Here is a 22,856-nt window from a genome sequence, read left to right as displayed (position 1 = left end):
GACTATTTTTGGGGCGGTTTATGAGACCGGAATACTAGCTTCCCACAGCGGGCGGCTTCCCGGGGAACGCCGTTGCCCCCGGCGCCCTCCTCCGCGAGCAGTTGGGCCAGCGACAGCCTGTATACGCTCACCCCGCCGGGCAGTTCCACCGGACCCGCCGAACCCTGCCTCCGCAGCAGTGCTTCAGCCGCCAGAAGGCGCTGATAGCTGGTCTGTTGACCGCCGACGTCGGCCGCTGCCTTTGCGATCACCCGGAACCGGATTGCCGGCGCCAGTTCTCCCAGCGCTGCCTCCGGCAGACTGATATCCGGACCGGAACGGTCCACGAGGGAGGCGAACGTGTGGTTCGCCACGTCCTCCAGATAGTCGGCATCCAGCTGCAGGATCGAAGCCGTTCGCGCCAGCGACTCGGCGACGCCCGGCCCCAGCTTTTCCTCAAGCAGCGGCAGCACTTCCACCCGTGTCCGCGAGCGCGCGAAGGCAGGGTCCGTGTTGCTGGGATCGTGCCACGGATCGAGTTGTTCAACCTCGCAGATTTCCAGGGTGTGGGCCCGGCGGAGTCCAAGAAACGGCCGCAGCAGCAGGCCCCGCGACGGGCGCATCCCCGCCAGGGATCGTGTGCCCGAGCCGCGCGCCAGGCCCAGCAGTACCTGTTCGGCCTGGTCGTCGAGAGTGTGGCCAAGCAAAATGACGTCCGCGTTCCAGCCGGCAGCAGCGGCCTCCAGGGCAGCGTGGCGTGCGTCCCTGGCGGCTGCTTCCGGGCCAGCCCCGGTGGCAGACACCTCCACGGTCCGCACCGCCACGGGCGCGAGTCCCAGCTCCGTCAGCACCGCCGCAGTGCGGGCCGCAACCTCTGCGGAACCGGGCTGGAGCTGATGGTCAACCACCACCGCGCCAAGCTGCACCCTGTGTCCGTCCACATGGCCGCGCCTGGCAAAGTAGGCGGCAACTGAAGCCAGTGCCAGGGAATCCGGCCCGCCGCTGCAGGCCACCAGCACCCGTTCCGGATAGCCCGCCTGTGCCAGGGAGTCCCGCACCATGTTCCGCGCCTTGCCGACGACGGGCGCCAGCCGGCCGGGCCGCCGTCGGCCGCTTGGTACCCCGGCAGCGCGTACCCCGGCAGCGCGTACGGTGCCCGTCATGGTGACTAGAGTCCCATCCGGTCGAGCCACAGCTTGGCGTCATGGATTTCAGGCTCGGTGGGCAGGTGCTCGGCAGATTCCCAGACGCGGTTAAGGCCTTCCATTCCGGCCACCGCAACAACCGCACGGACGAATTTGGCACCGTCGCTGTATTGCCGCATTTTGGCATCGAGGCCCAGCAGGTTCCGGATGAACTTCTCCACAACCCCCCGGTCCTTGCCACGGGCGCTGAACCGTTGCCGGATGGTTTTGACCGAGGGGACAATGCTGGCGTCCACGGCGTCCATCACCACGTTGGCGTGGCCCTCAAGCAGGCTCATCACGGCGGTGAGGTGGGACAGGGCGGCTTTCTCCTCGGGATTCTGCAGGAGGTCCAAAATGGCACCGCGGCCCGGGGTAGCACCGGTGGCCGTGCGGTCCTTGAGGGACCGGGCAGCAGCTGTGGCGCGGTCCATCAGTGAATCTACGCTGCCCAGAAGGTGCACGCTGAGGTCGTCGATCTGTTCGAGCATGTGATGACGCAGCCAGGGCGCCGCGGCGAACTGCACCCTGTGTGTCTGCTCGTGCAGACAGACCCACAGGCGGAAGTCCTCTGGCGCCACATTGAGTTCGCGCTCCACGGCAACAATGTTCGGCGCTACCAGCAGCAGGCGTCCGCCAGCCGGGGTGTTCGAGTTTTCAGCCAGCGCAGAGAATGGATCGTACTGACCTAGAACCTTGCTGGACAGAAAAGCGAGTACGGCCCCGAGCTGGCTTCCGGTAATCGTGCCGCTGACACTTGCCGCGGCCGGGCTGATGGTGCCGCGCCGGGTTTCGAACATCTTGTCAATGGCAGGTTTGAGCATCACGGCGAAGCTTTGCGCATTGGCCTTGGCCCAGGATGCCCGGTCCACCACCAGCACCGAGGAATCGCGGAGATCCCGGGCCGCCTCCAGCCCGGTGATGTCATGGACGTGCGGCACGGAGATGTCCGCCATGAGGCGTAGGTTATCTACCGCCGCACCAATTTCGGCCGTGCCCAGCACCGGCCCGGGAGGTGCCAGCCGGGCTGCTGTGGATGCCGCGAGCTCCCAGTTGATGAGTGCCGGCGCCGGCGCCGTTGATGCCTGTGCGGATGACTCGCCTGCAGATGTCTCCATACTCTCCATCAGAACACAGGAGCAGGGTGATCCGCCCTTAAGTTCGCTGACTGACGAACGGCCGCTGGCCAACGGCAACACCGGCGCAAGGCAACGCCGGCCAGGGGCGGCTAGACCCTAGCGGCAGCCGCAGGAGGCAAGCGCCGATGCCGAGCGGTCCAGCGCGGCTTTGTTTCCTGCGGCGCCGGGCATCAGGCCGTTGCCGATGAATGAGAAGACCAGCAACCGGCCCTCCGCATCCACCACGTAGCCACTGAGCGCGATCACAGAGTTCAGCGTGCCGGTTTTGGCCCGAACCAGCCCGGCGCCGCCTGCTGTGGAATCGTCACCGTAGCGGTCGTCCAGTGTGCCGGTAAGGCCGGCCACCGGAAACCCCGCCAGTGCGTTGCGCAACCTCGGATCAGGGCCGGAGGTGATGGCCCGCACCACCTCGGCGAACTGCCTGGCAGATACCCGGTTGCCGAGGGCCAGCCCTGACACATCGGCCAGCCGCATCGTATCCACGTTGACGCCCAACCCGGTGAGTTGCTTCATGACCGTCGCCGTGGCGCCGTCATTTCCAGCCGGCAGCCCGTCAGCATGTGCGGACATCCGCCCCAATGCTTCCGCAAGGTAGTTGTCCGAGGTCTGCAGCATGAGGTCAACCTGCTGGCTGACCGTTGCCGACTGGACCTCTGCCAGGACCTCTGGCCCGGCGTCGCCCCCGCTGCCGGTTGCGGGTCCGCCGCTGGCTGCGGCTTCACTGCCGGAACGCCCGACGCCGGGCGCCACCGTCAGTCCCGAGGCGGCACCGGCCGTCTTGAGTTCGGCGGCGAACGCTTCCGCGGTGGTGATGGCGGAATCCTGCGGACGCGGTCCGGTGGTTTTCAACGGATCGTAGCGTGCGGAGTTCAGTGCCAGCGGATAAAGGGGCGCAGTTTCTCCGGCCGCCACGTCCTCCAAACTCCAGGCCGGGTTGAGCGCCGGGCCGGTGAAGAGTGAATCGTCAAGCTGCACGGACACCGCCCCGGTGACACCGTTCTCCTTCAGCGACTGGACGGTCAAGCGAGCCAGCGTGGCAAGCCCGGCACGGCCCACAACCTGATCCGGTGCAGATTCGCCTGCCCCGAGGAGGACGTCGCCGCCACCGGCCAGCACCACCGAAGCCGGGGCCTGCCCGGCCAAGACCCTGGTGCTGAAACGCGTTTCGGAGCCCATGGAACGCAGGGCAGCAACGGCGGTGAGGAGCTTCATGTTGGACGCCGGAATCCTGCTGTCCGAGCCTCCCCTGTCAAAAAGCACCTGTCCTGTCACGGCGTCCTTGACCAGCGCAGTGAACGCGCCGCCGCCGTCGGTCTTGAGGGTTGACTCAAGGTGGGCAGCCACCTTGTCCGGCGACGGGATAGGGGCCGAATCCAGCAGCGGCGAGATGCCCTGCGGACGGGACATCTCGGACGGAAGCTGCTGCCAGGCCGGAACGGAGGCGGCCGCCCGCAAAGACTGGTCCGGGGCCGTGAACGCTGAGGAGATCACCATGCCCGAGGGGACTGCCAGCACCAGCAGCACGACGGTCAGCAGCGCCAGGGGCGAGGTCCGCTTCAGGGTACGGACAACCCTGTGGTTGCTTGCGCTGCGGATGGTGCTCTTCATGCTGCTGCTGGTCCTTAAGTCCTGAAATGTCCCCACTAGTTCCTGAAACCTGGGCCTCTCGCTATATCCTCAATAGTAGTCGGCGGCACCGACAATCCTTTCAGCGTGCCGCGAACCCCCTGCAATCGCCGAGGAGCATTCCATGAAGCACGACGTGACCATCGAGATCCCCAAGGGATCACGCGTCAAGTACGAAGTTGACCACGAGACCGGCCGCGTCCGCCTGGACCGCGTCCTCTTCACCTCCATGCAGTACCCCACCCACTACGGTTTCTTCGAGAACACCCTGGGCGAAGACGGCGATCCGCTGGACGCACTGGTGCTCCTGCAGGACTTCGATCTGCACCCAGGCGTCATCGTTGAATCCCGCCCCATCGGCGTCTTCAACATGACCGACGACGGCGGCGGCGACGCCAAGGTGCTGTGCGTACCGGTGGATGCCCGCTTTGACCACATCCAGGAAATCACCGACGTCAGCGACTTCCTGATCAAGGAAATCGAGCACTTCTTCACGCGTTACAAGGATCTGGAGCCGGGCAAATGGGTCAAGGCTGAAGGCTGGGGTGACCGCGCCGCTGCCGAGGCCGAGCTTGAGGCCTCCATCAAGCGTTACGTCCCGGCAGCACACTAGTCCCCAACACGGGGCTTGCGCCCTGTGACTTGCACAGTGTGACTTGCACGACGGCGGGTGGTGCGGTTTGATTCAAACCGGACCACCCGCCGTCGTGGTTTAACTGTCCGACCTTGACCACAGGGTTACCGCCTGATGGGCTGTTCTGCCCATCGCCGGTGAGCGGGAGTCCGGGTAGGTTCTTGTTGATCTGACCTGCCCGGCACTGAAAAAGGGGAACACAAATTGGCTGGACTCTACGGAGCTGACATCGCCCAACTGCGCTCTCTCGCGGGGGTCATGGGAAAGGCCGCTGACTCCATCAGCTTCCAGGGCACCCAGCTGACTAACCTCATCAACACGAATACTTCGTGGACCGGCAATGACGCCGGCCATTTCAAGAACGACTGGAACTCACAGCACCGCCAGAGCCTGGTCAGGGCTGCGAGCATGCTGCGGGCCAGCGCCCGGGACCTCAAGGACCACGCCAACCAGCAGGAATTTGCCTCCCACAAGAGCGGCGAAAGTTCTGTCGGCGTCATCAAGGATGTCTATGACACCGGCAGCGGAGTCAAGGATCTTGGTGCCCAGCTGTGGCAGGCCTACAAACTCGGGAATCTTGGGTGGCAGGACTTCGCCAAAACCAAGGAGATCCTCACCAACTGGCGCGCCGGCGGAACCGTACTCCGGGAAGCGCTGGATTCCCTCCGCCGCGGCGGGAAGATCACGGACGTCATCGCCGACCTCAAAGCCGGTATCCCCTACAGCCAGGCGTTCCAGGATGCCACAAAGTTCTCCAAAGGCCTCCGCATGGCCGGCGCTTTGGCGGCACCGCTGAACGTTGTGGGCGGCATCAATGACTTGATCAGCCCCGAACACTCAGGCTTGCGCGGAACCGGGGACCGCGTCGCGGGCGGACTCTCCGTGGTAGGCGGAGTGGGCAGCATCATGCTTATGACGGCAGGTGGCGCCGCTCTGCTGGGGCCGATCGGAGCCCCCATCGTGATCGGGGCAGGCATCGTGGCCGGGGCCTGGGCGCTGGGCAATCTGGTGGCGGACAACTGGGACTCCATCAGCAACTTCGCCCGAAACCCCGACAGCTACCTCGCCGACGGGGCCAAAGAGGTGGGCAACGTCGCCAAGGACGTGGGAAGTAAGGTGGCTGATGGGGCCGGAAACGCGGCCAAATCAGTCGGTAAATTTGTCGGAGGGATATTCGGATGAGCACCAGCACCATGAAATGGACCGAGCGCGACGTTCAGGCTGCCGCCACGGTACTTGGGCTGGCCACCGCTCAGGGAACCCCGCTGCCCACTCTCACGGACGAAGAAGTGGTGGCACTGGATGGCGTGCAGCACGAGCAGGTGGTGGCGCTCCCCTGGCTGAGTGTGCAGGACGCCGGCAAAGACATCATGTGCGCCGTGGCCCTGCGCGGATTGCTCGCGAAGGAGCTGGTTTATCCGGTGGTCTTCGAGGGCGAAACCGAGCCGTCCAGGCTGCATGCCACGGAGGAGATCACCGGCGCCCTTACCTTGCGGCGCAGCGGAGACACGGTGGTGTCAGTGGAGCGTACGGTTTCCACCGGCAAGCGCTGGCTGTACGCGTATGTGCACGTTGAGGGTGTCTTGCTGGAGGAAGTAGACGACGGCGGCCTCCACGGCTTCACTGTCATCACCCGGGGCCAGCTGTCGAACAGGCTGGCGGACTTCGTGGATCCGGAACAGTCGGCCGTACGGGACACAGAGGTCACTGCCTTCACCGAAGCCGGCTTCGAAAGCCACGCCGCCAGTGCCCTCGCTGACACCCGTGCCGCGAGCAACGTGGTGGCTTTCAGCACGGGCTCGGAGGACTTCCCCACCGTCACGGTCTACACGGGCCCGTCCGGGGTGCACGTGCTGACTCCCCGGGTGCAGGGTGAATCAGTATCGCTTGAGCTGCAGGAAGCCTCCCGCTCTACCCTGGCCGGCATCCTCGGCTCGCTGGCTGCCGTTTCCTAAATTTTCCCTGGCCTTCAGGCCAGCCAATCGCCACGCAAAGGTCTCCGATGAGCAATTTAAAGCCCTCTTCCAGTACCGGACTTGTCGACTCCGCCAACGGCCGTCCGGTGCGTGCGCACGCCGACTCCGGCCAGTACTACGTGCCGAAAGCCGGTTGGCCGCACTTCTGGGGCAGGGCGCTGGATGCCTTGGTAGTCATTGCTGTGGCCGGAATCCTGATGGCGGTGGTCAACTCGCTGACCCAGAGCCTGGCCCTTGGCTCGCTGTCGTACGCCCTCCTGTCGAACACCGGCATTTATGCCACGGTTGTGATTGTGATCTGGTTCCTAGTGCTGTTTGTCTACGGCATGATTATGGGTACCACCGGCACCCTGGGCGACGCCGCTGCCGGCATGTGCGGTGTCCGCATTGCCGACGGCTCGACGGCGGGCCCCTGGCTTGGCGGGTGGCGTGCCGTCTGCTGGTCCTTCGCCCCGCTCTACCTGATCATGGTGTTGGCCGTCGCGGTCAGTGGAGGAGGCGGTGACAGCTTCGACGCGAAGTTCGTGGCCATCGACCTTCGCTCGGGTCTCGCCGGCGGCGCTCCTCCGGTGGCGGACCCCAAGCTTGCTGCGGGAGCCCAGGACGCTGAACAGAAACACCGGCAGCTCCCGAAGCTTTACGGCAACGGAAGCCAGCATGGCTGAGCAGGCCACAATGTGGCTGGTCCGCCGGGCCGAGAGGCAGTACGCGTCCCAGCTGGGACAGCTCCGCCATGGCGAGCTGTCCTGGTACATCGCCTGGAGATGGCTCCCGGGTTTTGTGGTGGCGGGATTTGTAGTCGGAATCATCGCGCAGTTCACCGGCAGTCCCACGTCATCCAGGGATCCCGGGCTGTTCTACGACATTCCCTTGTTTGTGCTGGTAAGCCTGCTCACGGGCCTGATGCTGTGGTCCCTGACGTTGTTCTGGAGTTTCCGGAGACTGCTGGTCTTCGACCGGGGCCTCCTATACCGCTACAGCCAGAAGCACACGGCCCGGGCCATTTTCTGGGAGGACATCGATCCGGGATCGCTCCGTGCTGTGGTGTCTGCCGACGGAAAAGACGCAGACCACCTGCTGAAGACCCTGAACCGCGCCGACAAGGAGCCCCTCGGCGTCCACGGGCGCTTCGCTGTGGTGTTCCGCGGCTCCGACTCCGTGCTGACCCCCGGTACCCCGCAGGGGAACAGCCCACAGCCCCGGTTCTTCACGTTCAGCAGTAGAAACAGCCCCGATGAACTGGTCCGTTCAATCCAACAAGGACTGGCAGACGCCGGCGTTCCGGAGGCCGGATCTGCGCTCCATCCGGCCCTCCCACCCACCCTCGTGAGCTCCGTAACGTCGTTGGACTAAAACTCTTGCCAGTGCGCTACCAACAGGTAGTCTTTGATCCACAATGTTCACGCTGACCATCAATCAAACGGACAGCCGGCGCGACGGCGACTGCGTCCCACAGCTGCTGAAAGACCTGCGGCACATACCGGCGCGCCTCGACTTCGACCGCTCAGTCGAGGACGAGGTCCAGGGCATTCTGGACTGCCCGCACCAGACCGTGGAAGCAGCCATGATCGCGCTCCGCAGCGGCCGGTGGTTTGTGGGAATTGGTGTGGGTCCGGTCAACGAGCCGCTGCCGAACCAGATCAAGGACGCCTCCGGGCACGGACTAATCTATGCTCGCCGGGCCGTGGACCGCCTGCGAAATGGCAAGGACCGCGTCCCTGTGGCCGTCGAAGGGCCGTTCGCGGAGCTTGCGGCCGAATCCGAAGCGCTATTGCGCCTCCTGGGCAACATAGTCCGCGGCCGCAGCCAGGCCGAATGGCGGGTCCTGGACCTCATGACTCCGGGGGTGCGAGGCCAACAGAAAACGGTGGCCGAGGAACTCGGCATCACCACCCAGGCTGTCAGCAAGGCAGTGGCCCGCGCGCAGTGGAACGAGGAACACGCGGCACGTCCGGCGGCCGCACGGCTGCTTTCCCTGATCCTCGAAGTCCGCTGACGTTAGTGCCGTGTGGCGGAGTAACCCGGCCTCAGAGGAGGCTGCGCAGAACGTGCGCGGCGCCGTCGTCGTAAACGGAGTGGGTGACCTCGTTCGCGGCGGCAATCACTTCCTCCGGGGCCTGGCCCATGGCAACGCCACGGCCTGCCCAAGTGAGCATCTCGATGTCATTCCGGCCATCGCCGATCGCCACCGTGCTGTGGGCTTCAATTTCCAGTCTGCCGCGGAGCTTCTCCAGGGCACTGGCCTTGGTGACGCCTGCCGCGGCAATATCCAGCCACGCGGTCCAACCCACCGAGTACGTGACGCCGGCGAGCCCGATATGCCGGATGGCCTCGTTGAATTCCTCGGGTGTGTTGTCCGCGCTGAATACCACCACACGCACGGCGGTGGCTTCGAGCATGGTCTGGAAGTCCACGCCGATTGCCTCGACGCCAAAGCTGGAATCCTGGAAGCGCTCGGTGGACAGGAAGTTCCCGTCCTCGTCCTCCAGCGCGTATTTCGCGGAGGGCAGGCGTTCGCGGAGGGCGCGGAGGGCAGGGCCGGGATCGAAGGTGGCCTTGTGGATGATTTCGTAGCCGTCAGCCAGCACGGGGTCCAGGCGCAAGGTGACGCCGCCGTTGCAACAGACTGCGTAGCCGCGGTCGATCCCGATCTGCTGGATGACGGGGAGCGTGGCGTTGAGCGAACGGCCGGTGGCAATCAAGACCTCGTGGCCTGCAGCCACCACGGCCTGGGCTGCCTCGCGGACAGGAGCGGACATGTGGCCATCGTGGTCCACCAGCGTACCGTCAACGTCCAGGGCAATCATGAGCTTTTGTTTCGTATTTCGCCGGTCTTCGGTGCCAGCGACTGAGGTTTCAGTCAATGTAGTCATATATCCAGTAGAGCAGACACCTCTGACACCCGCCAGGAGGCAGGCCACAGCGCTCCGTGAACACCGGGTTAATACCCACAGGTTATCCACGGTGTGAGTATTAACCTTTGCCTGTCCAGAAGTCCTAGGCTTGTTCGGGAATCCTCGCCGTGAGCGTTTGGTTGCGCGGCCTAGCTTCGGTCCCGGGTATGCAGCCCGGCGCCAAGGAGCTAACGCTTCAGCCGGTCAGGGTTATCGACGTCAGACCAGCCCCACTGCACGAACCCGTAGCCGAGGCTACGTATTCTGTCCTCCCGGAGTTTCTCCCGGTAAAGAACTTCCTCCGCGGAAACGTCGCCTCGAATTCCTGGATCCACATATTTCGCCTTGAGGTCGAACTCGCCCACCACACGCTCCCCAGGCCACCAGAAATCGCTTCGGCCGATGAATCCGTCACCGTCGGTGAAGTCGTGTTGCAGCAGCAACGGAATCGAGGTCCCGGAGCCTGCTCCCCGGCGGCAAGACCCCTTGGTCCTTCAGTTTCCTGGCAACACCGTCCGCCATTACCAGGGCCTGACTGAGTTTCGCGGAGAACATCATGTCCAGCGCGGTCTGAACCAGTCCCGTGCATTGGAATTCGCCCTGGGATGTGGGCTCTATGGATTCCCTGAGGTGGTATCGGAGCGGGTAGCTGCGCTTGTTCCGAATCTCCTTGGCCTGCTGATCCCCACTCAATACCAGGAGCGACGGCCTTCGCGTTCCGGACCGTCCGGGCATGGTGGTTGCCAGTTCGACGCATGCTGGAGTGGGCAGTGTGGGCACTCCGTTGGCCCAGGCAGCGGTCTCCATGCATAACACCGCGCCGGGCACAGACCGGGATACGGCAGCCGTTGACCAGGCGAAGCGTTCCGAGGGAAGGGCCCGGATCCAGTCCGATGCCGGAACGTAGAATCCACGCCTGATCCGTACCAGCTTGCCGGCCATGAAATCGCGATGAATGTCATCGGTTGTGGCCCGCGTTCTCAGGATCGCTGCGGAATCCATCAGGCCGGGTGGAGTCTCCATGCCTCCAGCCTCAAGCCCGCGGGCGCACCCGTCGCGTCGACAAATCCCGGGCTTGTTCGCGATGCCTACCCTTGAAGGCACGGAATCTCGAACAAGCGCAGGAAAGTCCGTGCGGACCCTAGAGGACCGGGAAGACCTCAAGGCCGCCGAGGTACTTCTGCAGCGCCTTCGGGACGTTGACCGAGCCGTCCGGGTTCTGGTGGTGCTCCAGGATGGCCACGATCCAGCGGGTGGTGGCCAGCGTGCCGTTCAGGGTGGCCACGGCACGGGTTCCCTTGGGTGCACCGTCCTCGTTCAGCACGCGCTCACGAATATTCAGGCGGCGCGCCTGGAACGTGGTGCAGTTGGAGGTGGAGGTCAGCTCGCGGTAGGCGCCCTGCGTGGGGACCCAGGCCTCGCAGTCGAACTTGCGGGCGGCGGACATTCCCAGGTCACCTGCGGCGGTATCGATCACGCGGTACGGGAGCTCGCACTTGGCCAGCATTTCCTCTTCCCAGGCCAGCAAACGCTGATGTTCGGCCGCCGCTTCCTCAACCGTGGTGTACACGAACATCTCCACCTTGTTGAACTGGTGCACTCGGATAATGCCTCGGGTGTCCTTGCCGTGCGACCCTGCCTCGCGGCGGTAGCAGGAACTCTGGCCCGCGAAACGGATGGGTCCGGTTGAAAGGTCCAGGATCTCGTCCGCGTGGTACCCGGCCAGGGGTACCTCCGAGGTGCCCACTAGGTAAAGGTCGTCTTCAGCCAGACGGTAGATCTCGGCGTCGTGCTTGACATCAAAACCGGTGCCCTGCATGGTTTCCGGTCGCACCAAGGTGGGGGTGATCATGGGCACAAAGCCGGCGTCGATTGCCTGTTCCATGGCCATCTGGAGTAGCGCCATCTCCAGCCGGGCGCCCACGCCGCGGAGGAAGTAGAAGCGTGAGCCGGACACCTTGGCTCCCCGCTCCATATCTATTGCACCGATTAGCTCGCCGATTTCCAGGTGGTCCTTTGGTTCAAAGTCCGGGAATTCGCGGGGCGTGCCAACGGTCTTGACCACAATGTAGTCGTCCTCGCCGCCCTCGGGGACGCCGTCCTCAATGAGGTTGGGGATGCCGCGGAGCAGTTCATCCTGCTGGACCTGGACCACATCGGCCTCGGCCGAGGCGGCTTTCACCGAGCCGGCGAGCTCGCGGACTTCCGCCAGGAGCGCCTGCTTTTCCCCGCCCTTGGCCTGCGCCACCTTCTTGCCGTAAACGTTCTGCTCGGCACGGAGATTCTCGAAGCGGATCAGGGCCGCACGGCGGGCGGAGTCGGCGGCGATGATCGCGTCCACCATGGATTCGTCGGCGCCGCGGGCGCGCTGGCTGGCTCGGAACTTGTCCGGGTTGTCGCTGAGGTCTTTTACGTCGATCACCAGACAAGAGTATCGAATGTGCAGGTCCGCCCGTGATGGCCGGATGCCGGAGCCGGCGCGCCCTGTGGCGGGATAGTGTTGGAGCACCATGAGCGACTGGATTCCGTACCTGTTCATTACCGGGGCCCTGGCATTCGCCGTGTCCAGCTGGTGGGGCGTACGCCGGCTCAAGGCGCGCCATATCCGCAGCGCCGTCAGGGAACTTGCCCACAAGTCCATAGCGGGCCAGCAGCGCGTGGCCGTGGTCCTCAACCCCGTCAAGGCGAAATCGGCAGAGGCCAGGGCCGCCATCCAAAGGGCCTGCCTTACCGCCGGTTGGGACGCACCGAAGTTTTTCGAAACGACGGCGGAGGATCCCGGTTTCTCCCAGGTCCGGGCGGCTCTTGAATACGGGGCCGACGTCGTCCTGGTGGGCGGCGGAGACGGAACAGTCCGCGTTGTGGCCGAGTCGCTGGCGCACACGGATGTTGCGATGGGACTGATCCCGCTGGGCACGGGCAACCTGCTGGCACGCAATGTGGATCTGGATGTCAACGATCTGCCCGGCAACATCCGGACCGCGCTCTTTGGCCAGCAGCGGTATATAGACACCGCCAGGATGGGGATTGAAAACTCCGTCACCGGCCACTCCTCGGAGCACGCCTTCCTGGTGATAGCAGGGATCGGCATGGACGCCGAAGTGGTGGGCGATACAAATGTCGGTCTAAAGAAAGCCGTGGGCTGGCTGGCCTATACCGAAGCCGGAGTGCGGCACCTGCCCGGCCGGCGCAAGAAAGTCTCCATCTCACTGGACGGGCAGCCCGAACAGATCCGGAAGATCCGCAGTGTGCTGTTTGCCAACTGCGGCCTGATCCCGGGCGGCATTGACTTTATTCCCCAGGCCATGATCGACGACGGCATGCTGGACGTGGTGGTCATGAGCCCCCGCAGCGCAATCGGATGGCTGGCCATGTACGCCAAAGTTTTGTTCAAGCACAACAGGACCCTGCCTGTGATGACGTTCTACCGCTCCGGCAAGGTGGTTATCAGGTGCCCCGAGCCCATGCCCACCCAGCTCGACGGCGACACGTCCGGTAAGGCCACGACGGTGACCGTCCGGGTGGAACCCCGGTCGCTCCTGGTCCGCGTCCGGTAACGCTGGCCGAGCCTAGGCGCCAGCCGTCTTGACGGCCTGGGCGGCAGCCTTCGCCGCAGCCCGGGCCTCAGACTGCTCGCGGATCATCGCCTGTTCCTCTTCGAAGCGGAGGCGGTCCGCCCGGTCCGCTTCGTCACCGTCCCAGTCCTGGTTGTCAGCGGTGGGCTTCGGATTGACGATCATTCCTTGGCCGTCGTTTTCGGTACTGGTATCTGACATGACCCGCTCCCTTGGTTTGGGCACTTCCCCCAATATGGATCAAGTAAGCATACGCATTGCTTTTGGGGCAGGGAAGTACCCCGGAGGGCATTTGGCTACGCTGAGGGCGAAGACGCGAAGCCTTGGCCGGGTGCGGCTGATTCCCCGCGGAGAATATCCCCGACCCATGCATGCGCCGAACGGAATGCCTGGTCTGAGGTGTGGGGCGCCACCACCGGAGGTTGTGCATCCGCCCGGCCGTAGGACCCCAGGAATCGGGTAGCCGGACTGATCCGGTGCAGCCCGGAGAGGGCATCCCCCACCCGCGCGTCCTCCACATGGCCGTCGGCGTCGATGCTGAAGAAGTAGTGGCCGAGGTACTGCCCGGTGGGCCGTGATTCAATCCGGCTCAGGTTCACACCGCGGGTGGCGAACTGGTCCAGAATCTCCATCAGTGCCCCTGGCCTGTCCTCGGGCAGTGGAACCACCACGGTGGTCTTGTCCGCACCGGTGCGCTCCGGAAGAACGCCCGGGCGGCTGACCAGCACAAACCGGGTAACCGCGCCGGGGTTGTCCCCGATGTTCTCCGCCAGCACGTTGAGGCCGGGCTGTTCGGCCGCGACAAGGGGCGCGCAGATAGCGGCGTCGTAGTGCGCGCCATCTGCAAGGAGCCCCATCGCGGCCGCAGCCGTAGATGACCCCGGGATATATTCTGCTTCCGGAATATTGTCGCCCACCCACAGCCGGCACTGCGCCCAGGCATGCCCATGGGTGGACACTTTGCGGATGTCGGAAATGGCCACGCCCGGCCGGGCCACCAGCACAAAGCTGATGGGCACCAGGGCCTCCCGGATAATCCGCAGCTCCTGACCTGTTGCAATAGCATCCAGGGTTGCCGTCACGCCGCCTTCGACGGAATTCTCGATGGGCACCATGGCAGCATCCGCCGAGCCGTTCCGTACCATGTCCAGGGCCGCATTCACCGTGGAAGAGGGTATCCGGGTGGCCTCGGCCGCACCTGGCACCTGCATCAGCGCTGCCTCGGTGAAGGTACCCTCCGGGCCGAGGAAGGTATAGGTAAGAGGTGAGGCTGACATCAAGTATTCCTTTGGAGTTATAGAAAAGGTGACGATGGCTAGAGGACAACCGGTTTCAGGCCGTTGTCCGAGATCAGAGGCTTGCCGGATTCGAGCCACTGGTCCATGCCGCCTGCAACGTTCAGGGCCGAGTAACCCTGTCCGGACAGCCATTGGGCCGCCCGGAAAGAGCGCCCGCCCGTCCGGCAAATGACGTACAGATCACGGTCAGGGTCAAGTTCGCCAATGCGGGCAGGCAGCTGGTCCAATGGAACGTGGAGCGCGCCTTCGGCATGGCCCGCCACCCATTCGTAGTCTTCGCGGACGTCAAGAATCGCGGCGTCCGCAGGCACATCGTTGACGGTCACGGTGTCGAAATCGCTCATGGGAGTCCTCTCCGGGGAATGAAGGTCTGCAACCCAGCGTATCGCCAGCGGAACGACGCACCCGAAACCACCCGCAGGTTACGCTTCTTGGACAAAGCAAAGGAGAATCCCCGTGCCTGCTGACCGGCCAACCATCCTCGCCACCTCCGGCGGCTACAAGGCCGGGAACCGCAGCCGGCTGGAATTTGACGGGCTGCTGCATCACGCCGTCGAACTTTCCGGTGTCAGTGGCCGGGCGCCGCGGGTAACCCATATTGGCACGGCGTCCGGGGACCAGCGCTGGTTCAACGCCGAAATGGATCAGGCCGCGAGGATTGCCGGCTTCGATTTCAGCCATCTGAACCTGTTCACCATGCCCAATCACCAGAATCCGGAGGCACACCTCATGGCACAGGATGTGGTGTGGGTGAACGGCGGTTCGGTGGTGAATCTGCTGGCGGTGTGGAGAGCGCACGGCCTGGACGGAATTCTGAGGCGCGTCTGGGAGCACGGCGTGGTGCTGGCAGGCGTCTCGGCCGGTTCCATCTGCTGGTTCCAGGGCGGAACCACGGATTCGTTCGGCCCGGAGCTGCGCCCCGTGACCAATGGCCTGGCATTGCTCCCCTACGCCAATAGCGTGCACTATGACTCCGAGGAACGGCGGCGTCCCCTCGTCCACAGCCTTGTGGCGGACGGAACGCTGGGCGAAACCCACTGCACCGACGACGGCGTGGGGCTGGTGTACCACGACACCAAACTGGTGGAGGCGGTGGCCGAGGTCAGAGGGAAGGGCGCGTATGTGGTGACCCGGGTGGCCGGCGAAAGTGTGGACGCGGCAGCGGCCGAAGAGCGCCTGGAGCCCCGTTTCCTTGGCTGAAATCCACGAACTCTCGGCCGTCCAGCTGCGTGATGCCCTGCGCACCGGTGAGGTCTCCGCCCGCGAAACGGCAGCGCATTTCCTGGCCAGGATCGAAGCCCGGAACCACGGCCTGGGTGCGTTCATCGCTGTCACCCCGGAACAGGGAATGGCCGACGCCGGTGCCGCAGACGCGCTGTTCGCGCAACTATCCGGGGGTGCTTTGGGCAGGAGCCTGCCGCTGCTGCATGGAATGCCCGTTGCGTTCAAGGACCTGACCGATGTTGCCGGCGTCGTGACGACCCACGGCAGCGCGGCCCTGGACCACAAGCCCGCACCGGTGGACAGCGCGCTAGTGGCCACCCTCAAAGGGGCCGGGGCCATCTCGCTGGGCAAGACCCAGGTTCCGGAGTTCGGACTGACGGCCTACAGCGAAAACCTGATCGCGCCGCCGTCGCGCAATCCGCATGCCCTGAGCCGCAGCTCCGGAGGATCTTCCGGAGGCAGCGCTGCGGCGGTTGCCGCCGGCCTGGTGCCGTTTGCCCCTGCTTCCGATGGCGGGGGTTCCGTCAGGATTCCGGCAGCGGCCTGCGGTCTGGTTGGCCTCAAGCCCGGGCGCGGGCTGGTGCCGTCCGGCGAGAGCTCGGGCGATCCCGCCAAACTGGTGGTGGCAGGGCCACTGGCCCGGTCCGCCGAGGACGCCGCACTGATGCTGGATGCGCTGGTGCTGGCAGACGGCAAAGCGTTAGAAGGCTCAACAAGTTACCTTGACTCCATCACCCACGAGCCAGCGGCGCTCCGGATCGGCTTGAGCCTGGACAGCCCGTGGCAGGCGATCTTCCCGTTCACGCCGGACCCTGAAGCGCTGGAGGCGCTGGATGACGGCGTCCGCCTGCTGACGGCCGCCGGGCACGACGTCGTCGAAACCACGGTCCGGTACGACAACCGCTACCCGCACGCGTTCACCACAGCCTGGACATCCGGCGTGGGGAGTGCCCGGATCGCACCCCGGCGCGAGGCCCTTCTGACTCCGCTCACCCGGACCTTCAGGCGCCGGGCGCAGCAGCGCAGCGCCGCCAAACTCAGTGAATCCCTGGTGTTCCTTCGCCAGTTCCAGCGCGACACTATCGCCCAGTACTCCGAGTGGGACCTGATGCTGATGCCTTCGCTGGCGCAGACGCCGCGGCCGGTGGGCTGGTTTACGGGGGCGGCCCACGGCGACGGGCACTGGCCCGCTTCGGAATGGGCAGGCGACGCCGATGGCGATTACCGCAAGCAGTGCGAGTACGCACCGTGGTCCTCCATGGTGAACGTGTGCGGGCTCCCTGCCATCAGCATCCCGGTGCACTGGACCGGGGGCTCGGCTGGGGACGGGCTGCCGATGGGCATCCAGCTGGTGGGCCCCATGGGCTCGGAAGCGCTGCTTCTTCAGGTGGCTGCAGAACTTGGTTTCTAGTGGGCGGCCTAGTGGGCGGCCTAGTGGGCGGCCTAGTGGGCGGCCTCTGCCACCCATCGGCTGAAGAGTTGCTCCAGGCAACCGACAATGTGACAATCACGGACTGCAATGTCAGCATTAAGTAAATGAGCACAACTCATTTAGCTGATCCCCCCGCGACAACGCCGGGCGATACTTCCTTTTTTGGCCATCCAAAGATGCTGGCCAGTCTCTTCTCCGTGGAAATGTGGGAGCGTTTCTCCTTCTACGGCATGCAGGGCATCCTCCTCTATTACATGTACTTCACGGCCGAGCAGGGCGGGCTCGGGATCGATCTGGGCCTGGCCACCAGCCTGGTGGGCGCCTACGGCGGCGGCGTGTACCTCTCCACCATCCTGGGGGCCTGGCTCGCGGACCGGCTGTTCGGCTCGGAACGGGTTCTATTCGGCTCCGCGGTCCTGATCATGGCCGGGCACATTGCGCTGGCATTGTTGCCCGGAATTCCGGGACTGGTGACGGGCCTGGTGCTGGTGGGCATCGGTTCCGGCGGCCTGAAGGCCAATGCGACCGCTTTGGTGGGAACCCTCTACGGCGAGAAGGATGACCGCCGCGACGCCGGTTTCTCCATCTTCTACATGGGCATTAACGTCGGCGGGCTGATCGGCCCGCTGGTCACCGGCTGGCTGCAGGAAAGCCAGGGGTTCCACTGGGGCTTCGGTGCTGCCGCCGTCGGCATGGCAATCGGCCTGGTGATCTACACACTGGGACGCAACAAACTGCCGGAAGAAGCGCACAGGGTCCCCAACCCCCTGCCTGCGTCCGACCGGACAAAGTACGGCCTCATTTTCCTGGGAATCGCAGCCGCCATCGCCATTCTCCTGGCCACGGGAGCCGTCAACGCCTGCAATCTGGCCATAACCATGGCCTACGCAGCGATCGGCGCATCGGTGGTCTACTTCGCCCTGATCTTCAGGAGCGGGAAAGTCAGCGGCATCGAGCGCAAACGGGTGGTGGCCTTTATCCCGCTGTACATCGCGTCGGCGGCTTTCTGGGCGCTCTTCCAACAGCAGTTCACGTTCATCGCCGTGTACTCCGAGGAGAAACTGGACCGGAACGTGTTCGGCTGGGAGATGCCGGCCGCCTGGGTGCAGTCCATCAACCCGGTGTTCATCATTATTTTTGCCGGTGTCATGGCGGCGCTGTGGACCAAGCTCGGCCACAGGCAGCCCAGTTCGCCGCTGAAGTTCTCGATCGGTCTGTTGGTGATGGGGCTGGCATTCCTGGCATTCATCCCGCTGGCCGGCGGCGGCAAAACGCCGCTCCTGGCGCTGGTGGGCATTCTGTTCCTGTTCACGCTTGCAGAGCTTTTCCTCTCCCCGATCGGCCTGTCCGTGACCACCAAGCTGGCGCCGCAGGCCTTCCATACGCAGATGGTGGCACTGTTCTTCCTCTCGGTTTCACTGGGCACCACGCTCGCGGGCATGCTGGCCGGCCTGTACAACCCTCAGGATGAACTGCCGTACTTCCTGGGGATCGGTATCACGGGTGTGGTTTTGGCCTTTGGCCTTGCGGCCGCTTCACCTGCCATCAAAAAGCTGATGAGCGGCGTACGCTGACGCGATGAACCCAGTGACCCGCACGCCGGTTGAGCAACGCCCGTACGTCCCCGCGCCAGGCGAGGCGTCCGACGTCGAACTTATGCCGGCGGGCGATGTCACCGATGGTGTGGTGCGGGTGGGCGGAACAATCCGCCGCCCGCACCAGCCGCAGAGTTTCGCAGTGGCTGACTATCTTGACTGGCTTGAGGACGCGGGTTTTGACGGTTCGCCGAGGTTCCTGGGCCGCGACGCCGAAGGCCGGGATGTCCTGACGTTTATGCCGGGTCTTTGTGCCGGGCCTGTTCCGGAACAGTGGGTGCAGTCCGAAGAGTTACTGGTGTCCGTGGCCGCATTGATCCGACGGCTGCACACGGCGTCAGCGGGTTTTGTGCCCGCCCATCCGTTTCCGCCCCGGCCCATCCGGCAGGACACTTCGGAAGACCCCACCGGGCTGGTCTGCCACCTGGATGTGACGCCGCAGAACGTGGTGGTCCGCGACGGGCTTGCAGTTGGGCTGGTGGATTTTGATCTGGCGGGCCCCACCACGCGCCTCAAGGACTCCTTCAATACCGCCATGCACTGGGTCCCCCTGCGGGATCCCGCCGATGCCTGGCCCGGCTGGGAGCACCTGGACCCGTTCCGGCGGATCCGGATTTTTGCAAACGCCTACGGCTGGACGGAAGAAGAACGACGGCGGCTGCCGGAGTTCGGCGCAGAGGCCACCCAGCTGTCGCTGGAACGCATGCAGCACAATGCCCGGACGTTGGGCGGCGGCTGGGCACGGATGTGGGCTGACGGTGTGGGCGGCCTGATCAGCCGGCGCCGCGACTGGCTTGAAGCCAACGCGGACCGGCTGGCGGCAGAACTGACGGGCTGAGCACCACCGGATCAGTAGTCGCGGTAGAAGTTCGAGGTGGAGTTCAGGAAGATGCCGAACACCACGAACGCCAGCACAGTCAGCGCAATTCCGATATACCCCATCACCAGCCCCGCAATGGCGAATCCCCGGCCCGCCGGCTCCTTTTTCAGGCCAATGTGCCCCAGGATGACAGCTGCAATCTGCGGCAGGATAAAGAATCCGAAACCCACAAAAATCGCGATGCCGCAGCACATGCTGGCGATGCTCAGGCCCTTGGGCTCAACGGGCATGCCATAGTAGGCGGGCTGGCCATACGGGTTGCCCGGCTGAGCATACTGATTCGGCTGACCGTAGGGGCTGGGCGGCTGGCCGTAGGGGCTGGGCGGCTGGCCGTACTGGCTGGGCGGCTGGCCGTACTGGCTGGGCGGCTGGCCGTACGGGCTGGGCGGCTGGCCGTACTGGCTGGGCGGCTGGGCGTACGGGCTGGGCGGCTGGGCGTAGGGGCTGGGCGGCTGGCCGTACTGGCCGGCGTGCTGCTCTCCGGGCTGGACGTATGGCTGCTCGGGTTGCGGCTCGCCGGGCTGCGTATAGAGCGGCGGTGCCGGGATGTCTGCGCCCTGCGGAGGCACAAACTGCGGCGGCTGGTAGCCCGCCGGTGTCTCGTCGTCGCCGCGGCCGTCCTGGAGTGGAGTCGGCTGTTCGGTCATGGGAGTCCCCCTCTAAAAGTCCTGTTTCAAAGCCTACCGCCACCGCCTCGGCTGTAGCCGTTCAGCGGTGGAAAAGGAGCGAGACAAGCAGGCCCGGCAGCCAGCTGGCCGCCCAGATCAGGAGCGCTACGAGGCCGGCAAGAGTCAGTCCGGAGAGGAGGCACCCTGCCGGAGTTGTTTGTGGGTTCCCCGCCGTCGTCCTCTTCTTGCGGGTCCGCGCTGGAGAAGTCTGCGAGCGAGTGGTTGCCGGGTGAGAGCGCCGTCGCGTGGTCGCGGGAGGCCCGGACCGGCCATGCGTTCCCGTTGCAGTCTGGTCCTGGGTGAGCTGCTGGCCGAGATGTGAGTACAACCCCATCACCGTCTGCTGGTCGAGGACGTCCGGCAATGCCGCCAGCGTGGAAACCACCGTGTTGAGTCCAACGATCGTCACGCCGTCGGCTGTTCTTCCGAAGGTCTCCGGGTGGCCCGCCAAGCAGATCACGGCCTGCACGAATTGCCGGTGCGGGACGGCCAGGATGGCTGCCACGGCCGCGGCCTGCCCCAGCGCGCCTTCCACAGACTGGTGCCGGCCGCGGCCGTTCTGGCGAAGAACGCCGGCACTGACCTCCACCGCTCCGGTCCAATTCTTGGTATCGACCACCACAACGCCGCCCGGGCCCACCAGCACATGGTCCAGGTTGGCCAGCGGCCTGCCGGGCCAGTGGACATCGTGGAGCAGGAACCAGCCTTTCGGAATGAGCTGGCTGAGCCGGTCCGCCACGAGCCTTTCACCGGCTGCTCCTGCACCCCAGGAGTCTGCTGCGCGCTCCGCGTGATCCAGTTGGCGCTTGAGCCGTGCCACCCGCTCTGCCGCCAGACGCGACTGTTCTGCCGCACCGTCCCCTGCCCCCATCGAAAGTCCCCCTCGGCTCCCTGAACGCGCCGGCAACGCAAGATCCGCCGTCGTCGGTGTCTTGAAGGTAGCAGCCCCAGCCCTGGCGTCCTATAGGCACTTTCCTGACCGACTACCCAGTTTTTGGTGCGCCGGTGACATTCGGACGTCATAGGGGCCGGATTACGGACATCGCGTGTTGTGTCCCGCCGTCGTCTGGCATGCTGGTGCCATGGCTAGCCGCGCGGGCACTGTTGCCCAACCCCAAGACCTTGTTGACCTGACTGCGCTCCTGGATGCGTACTACGACGTATCACCGGATCTCAGCGACCCCGGACAGCGGGTGGCGTTCGGAACATCCGGGCACCGCGGGTCCAGCCTCAAAGCCTCCTTCAACGAGCCGCACATCGTGGCCATCACGCAGGCCATCGTGGAGTACCGTGCCGGGCAGGGCATCACGGGCCCGCTGTTCCTTGCCAAGGACACGCATGCGCTGAGCGAACCCGCGCAGAATTCCGCGCTGGAGGTCCTGGCGGCAAACGGCGTCCAGGTCCTGATCGATGCGCGCCACGCGTACACCCCCACTCCGGCGCTGAGCCACGCCATCCTCACGTACAACAACAATGCCCCGGCCGGCGCGCCGCAGTCTGACGGCATTGTGGTGACGCCGAGCCATAATCCGCCGGGCGACGGCGGCTTCAAGTACAACCCGCCGCACGGCGGGCCGGCCGATTCGGACGCCACGGGCTGGATCGCCAACCGCGCCAACGAACTGCTGGAAAACGGACTCCGCGGAGTGAAGCGCATCCCGTTGGCCGAGGCACTCAACGCCGAGACCACCGGCAAGTTCGATTTCCTGAGCAGCTACGTGGACGATCTCCCGTCGGTGCTGAACCTGGACGCCATCCGCGACGCCGGCGTCCGGATCGGCGCCGACCCCATGGGCGGCGCGGCGGTTGATTACTGGGGCGAGATCGGCGAACGCCACCACCTCAACCTCACCGTGGTCAACCCCACAGTGGACCCGCAATGGGCGTTCATGACCCTGGACTGGGACGAGAAGATCCGGATGGACTGCTCGTCGCCGTCGGCCATGGCCTCGCTGATCAACAGGATGTCCGACGGCGGTGCCGGCGGTGCCTTCGATATCGCCACCGGCAACGACGCCGACGCCGACCGCCACGGCATCGTCACGCCGGACGGCGGGCTGATGAACCCCAACCACTACCTCGCCGTCGCGATTGATTACCTGTACCGCAACCGCACTGGCTGGAACCCGAATTCGGTGGTGGGGAAGACCCTGGTGTCCTCCTCCATCATCGACCGGGTTGCGGAGAGCCTGGGACGCAAGCTCGTTGAAGTACCTGTGGGCTTCAAATGGTTTGTGCCCGGGCTGCTGTCCGGGGAAGGTGCCTTCGGTGGGGAGGAATCCGCCGGCGCTTCCTTCAACAAGATGGACGGCAGCGTGTGGACCACGGATAAGGACGGCATCCTGCTGGCGCTGCTGGCGTCGGAAATCACTGCCGTCACCGGGAAGTCGCCGTCGCAGCTGTACAAGGGTCTGACGGACAAGTTCGGCGCACCGGTGTACGCTCGCATCGATGCCGCCGCCACTCGCGAGCAGAAGGCGGCACTCGGCAAGCTGTCGCCGTCGGACGTCACTGCCACCGAGCTGGCAGGCGAGGCGATCACCGCCAAACTCACGGAAGCACCGGGCAACGGCGCGTCGATCGGCGGGCTGAAGGTGGTCACGGAGAACGCCTGGTTCGCAGCGCGCCCGTCAGGTACCGAGGACGTCTACAAGATCTACGCCGAATCCTTCAAGGGCGCCGAGCACCTCAAGCAGGTCCAGGCCGAGGCGAAGGCGCTGGTTGACGGGGTTATTTCCTAGGCGCGGACACC

General features: G+C 65.0%; 24 protein-coding genes. 12 read left to right on the top strand and 12 right to left on the bottom strand.

The genetic code is table 11. The annotated features are described in order from the left end of the window. Positions 1 to 2 precede the first annotated feature (2 nt). From tilS to dacB, 3 genes are all read right to left on the bottom strand, one after another. Positions 3 to 1,040 carry a tRNA lysidine(34) synthetase TilS gene (gene tilS, locus ACQCST_RS01920; RefSeq protein WP_426999050.1) on the bottom strand — a complete coding sequence of 346 codons (1,038 nt, stop codon included), beginning with the start codon at positions 1,038 to 1,040 and terminating at the stop codon, positions 3 to 5. Between the two features lie 107 nt (positions 1,041 to 1,147). Beyond that, positions 1,148 to 2,281 (bottom strand): zinc-dependent metalloprotease, encoded by a 1,134-nt coding sequence (locus ACQCST_RS01915; protein WP_426997686.1) that lies wholly within the window; start codon positions 2,279 to 2,281, stop codon positions 1,148 to 1,150. A gap of 117 nt (positions 2,282 to 2,398) precedes the next feature. Further along, the gene (gene dacB, locus ACQCST_RS01910) at positions 2,399 to 3,910 is read right to left on the bottom strand and encodes a D-alanyl-D-alanine carboxypeptidase/D-alanyl-D-alanine endopeptidase (protein WP_426997685.1); all 1,512 of its coding nucleotides are present in this window, start codon (positions 3,908 to 3,910) and stop codon (positions 2,399 to 2,401) included. Positions 3,911 to 4,052: 142 nt separating this feature from the next. Here dacB and ACQCST_RS01905 point away from each other — a divergent pair, with 142 nt between their 5' ends. The 6 genes from ACQCST_RS01905 (at position 4,053) to ACQCST_RS01880 (ending at position 8,534) form a co-directional block, all read left to right on the top strand. Continuing rightward, a complete protein-coding gene (locus tag ACQCST_RS01905) occupies positions 4,053 to 4,541 on the top strand; it encodes an inorganic diphosphatase (RefSeq protein WP_426997684.1) in 489 nt (162 codons plus the stop codon). Positions 4,542 to 4,766: 225 nt separating this feature from the next. Then, positions 4,767 to 5,744 carry a hypothetical protein gene (locus tag ACQCST_RS01900; RefSeq protein WP_426997683.1) on the top strand — a complete coding sequence of 326 codons (978 nt, stop codon included), beginning with the start codon at positions 4,767 to 4,769 and terminating at the stop codon, positions 5,742 to 5,744. Next, on the top strand, positions 5,741 to 6,517 hold the full coding sequence (locus ACQCST_RS01895) for a hypothetical protein (protein WP_426997682.1): 777 nt from the start codon (positions 5,741 to 5,743) through the stop codon (positions 6,515 to 6,517). Before ACQCST_RS01900 ends, ACQCST_RS01895 begins: the two co-directional genes overlap by 4 nt. 47 nt (positions 6,518 to 6,564) lie before the next feature. Then, the gene (locus ACQCST_RS01890; RefSeq protein ID WP_426997681.1) at positions 6,565 to 7,203 is read left to right on the top strand and encodes a hypothetical protein; all 639 of its coding nucleotides are present in this window, start codon (positions 6,565 to 6,567) and stop codon (positions 7,201 to 7,203) included. After that, a complete protein-coding gene (locus tag ACQCST_RS01885; RefSeq protein ID WP_426997680.1) occupies positions 7,196 to 7,891 on the top strand; it encodes a hypothetical protein in 696 nt (231 codons plus the stop codon). Before ACQCST_RS01890 ends, ACQCST_RS01885 begins: the two co-directional genes overlap by 8 nt. 43 nt (positions 7,892 to 7,934) lie before the next feature. Further along, positions 7,935 to 8,534: a hypothetical protein gene (locus ACQCST_RS01880; protein ID WP_426997679.1), complete on the top strand. Its 600-nt coding sequence runs from the start codon at positions 7,935 to 7,937 to the stop codon at positions 8,532 to 8,534. A gap of 31 nt (positions 8,535 to 8,565) precedes the next feature. Here ACQCST_RS01880 and ACQCST_RS01875 read toward each other — a convergent pair whose 3' ends face one another. The 4 genes from ACQCST_RS01875 to serS form a co-directional block, all read right to left on the bottom strand. Beyond that, the gene (locus ACQCST_RS01875) at positions 8,566 to 9,411 is read right to left on the bottom strand and encodes an HAD family hydrolase (protein WP_426997678.1); all 846 of its coding nucleotides are present in this window, start codon (positions 9,409 to 9,411) and stop codon (positions 8,566 to 8,568) included. 209 nt (positions 9,412 to 9,620) lie between these two features. After that, entirely contained in the window at positions 9,621 to 9,875 is a 255-nt protein-coding gene (locus ACQCST_RS01870; protein ID WP_426997677.1) for a hypothetical protein, read from the bottom strand. Continuing rightward, complete coding sequence (locus ACQCST_RS01865) at positions 9,844 to 10,455, bottom strand: hypothetical protein (RefSeq protein ID WP_426997676.1); 612 nt, start codon at positions 10,453 to 10,455, stop codon at positions 9,844 to 9,846. Before ACQCST_RS01865 ends, ACQCST_RS01870 begins: the two co-directional genes overlap by 32 nt. Positions 10,456 to 10,573: 118 nt before the next feature. Continuing rightward, entirely contained in the window at positions 10,574 to 11,854 is a 1,281-nt protein-coding gene (gene serS / locus ACQCST_RS01860) for a serine--tRNA ligase (RefSeq protein WP_426997675.1), read from the bottom strand. A gap of 88 nt (positions 11,855 to 11,942) precedes the next feature. Between serS and ACQCST_RS01855 the strand changes: the two genes are divergently transcribed. Next, complete coding sequence (locus tag ACQCST_RS01855; RefSeq protein WP_426997674.1) at positions 11,943 to 12,989, top strand: diacylglycerol/lipid kinase family protein; 1,047 nt, start codon at positions 11,943 to 11,945, stop codon at positions 12,987 to 12,989. A 12-nt stretch (positions 12,990 to 13,001) separates the two neighbouring features. On the opposite strand, the gene ACQCST_RS01850 is transcribed toward ACQCST_RS01855, so the two are convergent. The 3 genes from ACQCST_RS01850 to ACQCST_RS01840 all read right to left on the bottom strand — a co-directional run bounded on the left by ACQCST_RS01850 (position 13,002) and on the right by ACQCST_RS01840 (position 14,649). Next, positions 13,002 to 13,208 (bottom strand): hypothetical protein, encoded by a 207-nt coding sequence (locus tag ACQCST_RS01850; protein WP_426997673.1) that lies wholly within the window; start codon positions 13,206 to 13,208, stop codon positions 13,002 to 13,004. Positions 13,209 to 13,303: 95 nt separating this feature from the next. Beyond that, positions 13,304 to 14,284 carry a prephenate dehydratase gene (gene pheA / locus ACQCST_RS01845; RefSeq protein WP_426997672.1) on the bottom strand — a complete coding sequence of 327 codons (981 nt, stop codon included), beginning with the start codon at positions 14,282 to 14,284 and terminating at the stop codon, positions 13,304 to 13,306. A 38-nt stretch (positions 14,285 to 14,322) separates the two neighbouring features. Next, positions 14,323 to 14,649 carry a rhodanese-like domain-containing protein gene (locus ACQCST_RS01840; protein WP_426997671.1) on the bottom strand — a complete coding sequence of 109 codons (327 nt, stop codon included), beginning with the start codon at positions 14,647 to 14,649 and terminating at the stop codon, positions 14,323 to 14,325. A 112-nt stretch (positions 14,650 to 14,761) separates the two neighbouring features. Between ACQCST_RS01840 and ACQCST_RS01835 the strand changes: the two genes are divergently transcribed. From ACQCST_RS01835 to ACQCST_RS01820, 4 genes are all read left to right on the top strand, one after another. After that, on the top strand, positions 14,762 to 15,505 hold the full coding sequence (locus tag ACQCST_RS01835) for a Type 1 glutamine amidotransferase-like domain-containing protein (RefSeq protein ID WP_426997670.1): 744 nt from the start codon (positions 14,762 to 14,764) through the stop codon (positions 15,503 to 15,505). Beyond that, positions 15,498 to 16,940: an amidase gene (locus ACQCST_RS01830; RefSeq protein WP_426997669.1), complete on the top strand. Its 1,443-nt coding sequence runs from the start codon at positions 15,498 to 15,500 to the stop codon at positions 16,938 to 16,940. The genes ACQCST_RS01835 and ACQCST_RS01830 overlap by 8 nt, the downstream gene beginning before the upstream one ends. A gap of 125 nt (positions 16,941 to 17,065) precedes the next feature. Then, complete coding sequence (locus tag ACQCST_RS01825; RefSeq protein ID WP_426997668.1) at positions 17,066 to 18,535, top strand: peptide MFS transporter; 1,470 nt, start codon at positions 17,066 to 17,068, stop codon at positions 18,533 to 18,535. A gap of 4 nt (positions 18,536 to 18,539) precedes the next feature. Next, positions 18,540 to 19,394, top strand: a complete 855-nt coding sequence (locus tag ACQCST_RS01820) for a phosphotransferase (protein WP_426997667.1) — start codon at positions 18,540 to 18,542, stop codon at positions 19,392 to 19,394. A gap of 11 nt (positions 19,395 to 19,405) precedes the next feature. On the opposite strand, the gene ACQCST_RS01815 is transcribed toward ACQCST_RS01820, so the two are convergent. Then, on the bottom strand, positions 19,406 to 20,083 hold the full coding sequence (locus ACQCST_RS01815; protein ID WP_426997666.1) for a DUF4190 domain-containing protein: 678 nt from the start codon (positions 20,081 to 20,083) through the stop codon (positions 19,406 to 19,408). Positions 20,084 to 20,144: 61 nt separating this feature from the next. Further along, complete coding sequence (locus ACQCST_RS01810; RefSeq protein WP_426997665.1) at positions 20,145 to 20,975, bottom strand: nuclease-related domain-containing protein; 831 nt, start codon at positions 20,973 to 20,975, stop codon at positions 20,145 to 20,147. Positions 20,976 to 21,186: 211 nt separating this feature from the next. Between ACQCST_RS01810 and pgm the strand changes: the two genes are divergently transcribed. Further along, positions 21,187 to 22,845, top strand: coding sequence for a phosphoglucomutase (alpha-D-glucose-1,6-bisphosphate-dependent) (gene pgm / locus ACQCST_RS01805; protein ID WP_426997664.1), 1,659 nt, complete (start codon positions 21,187 to 21,189; stop codon positions 22,843 to 22,845). Positions 22,846 to 22,856: the final 11 nt, after the last annotated feature.

It is taken from the genome of Pseudarthrobacter sp. N5, assembly GCF_050157035.1.
Taxonomy (GTDB): domain Bacteria; phylum Actinomycetota; class Actinomycetes; order Actinomycetales; family Micrococcaceae; genus Arthrobacter.
Note: the sequence above shows the minus strand (reverse complement) of the source record. Positions and strands in the feature narration are given on the sequence as shown.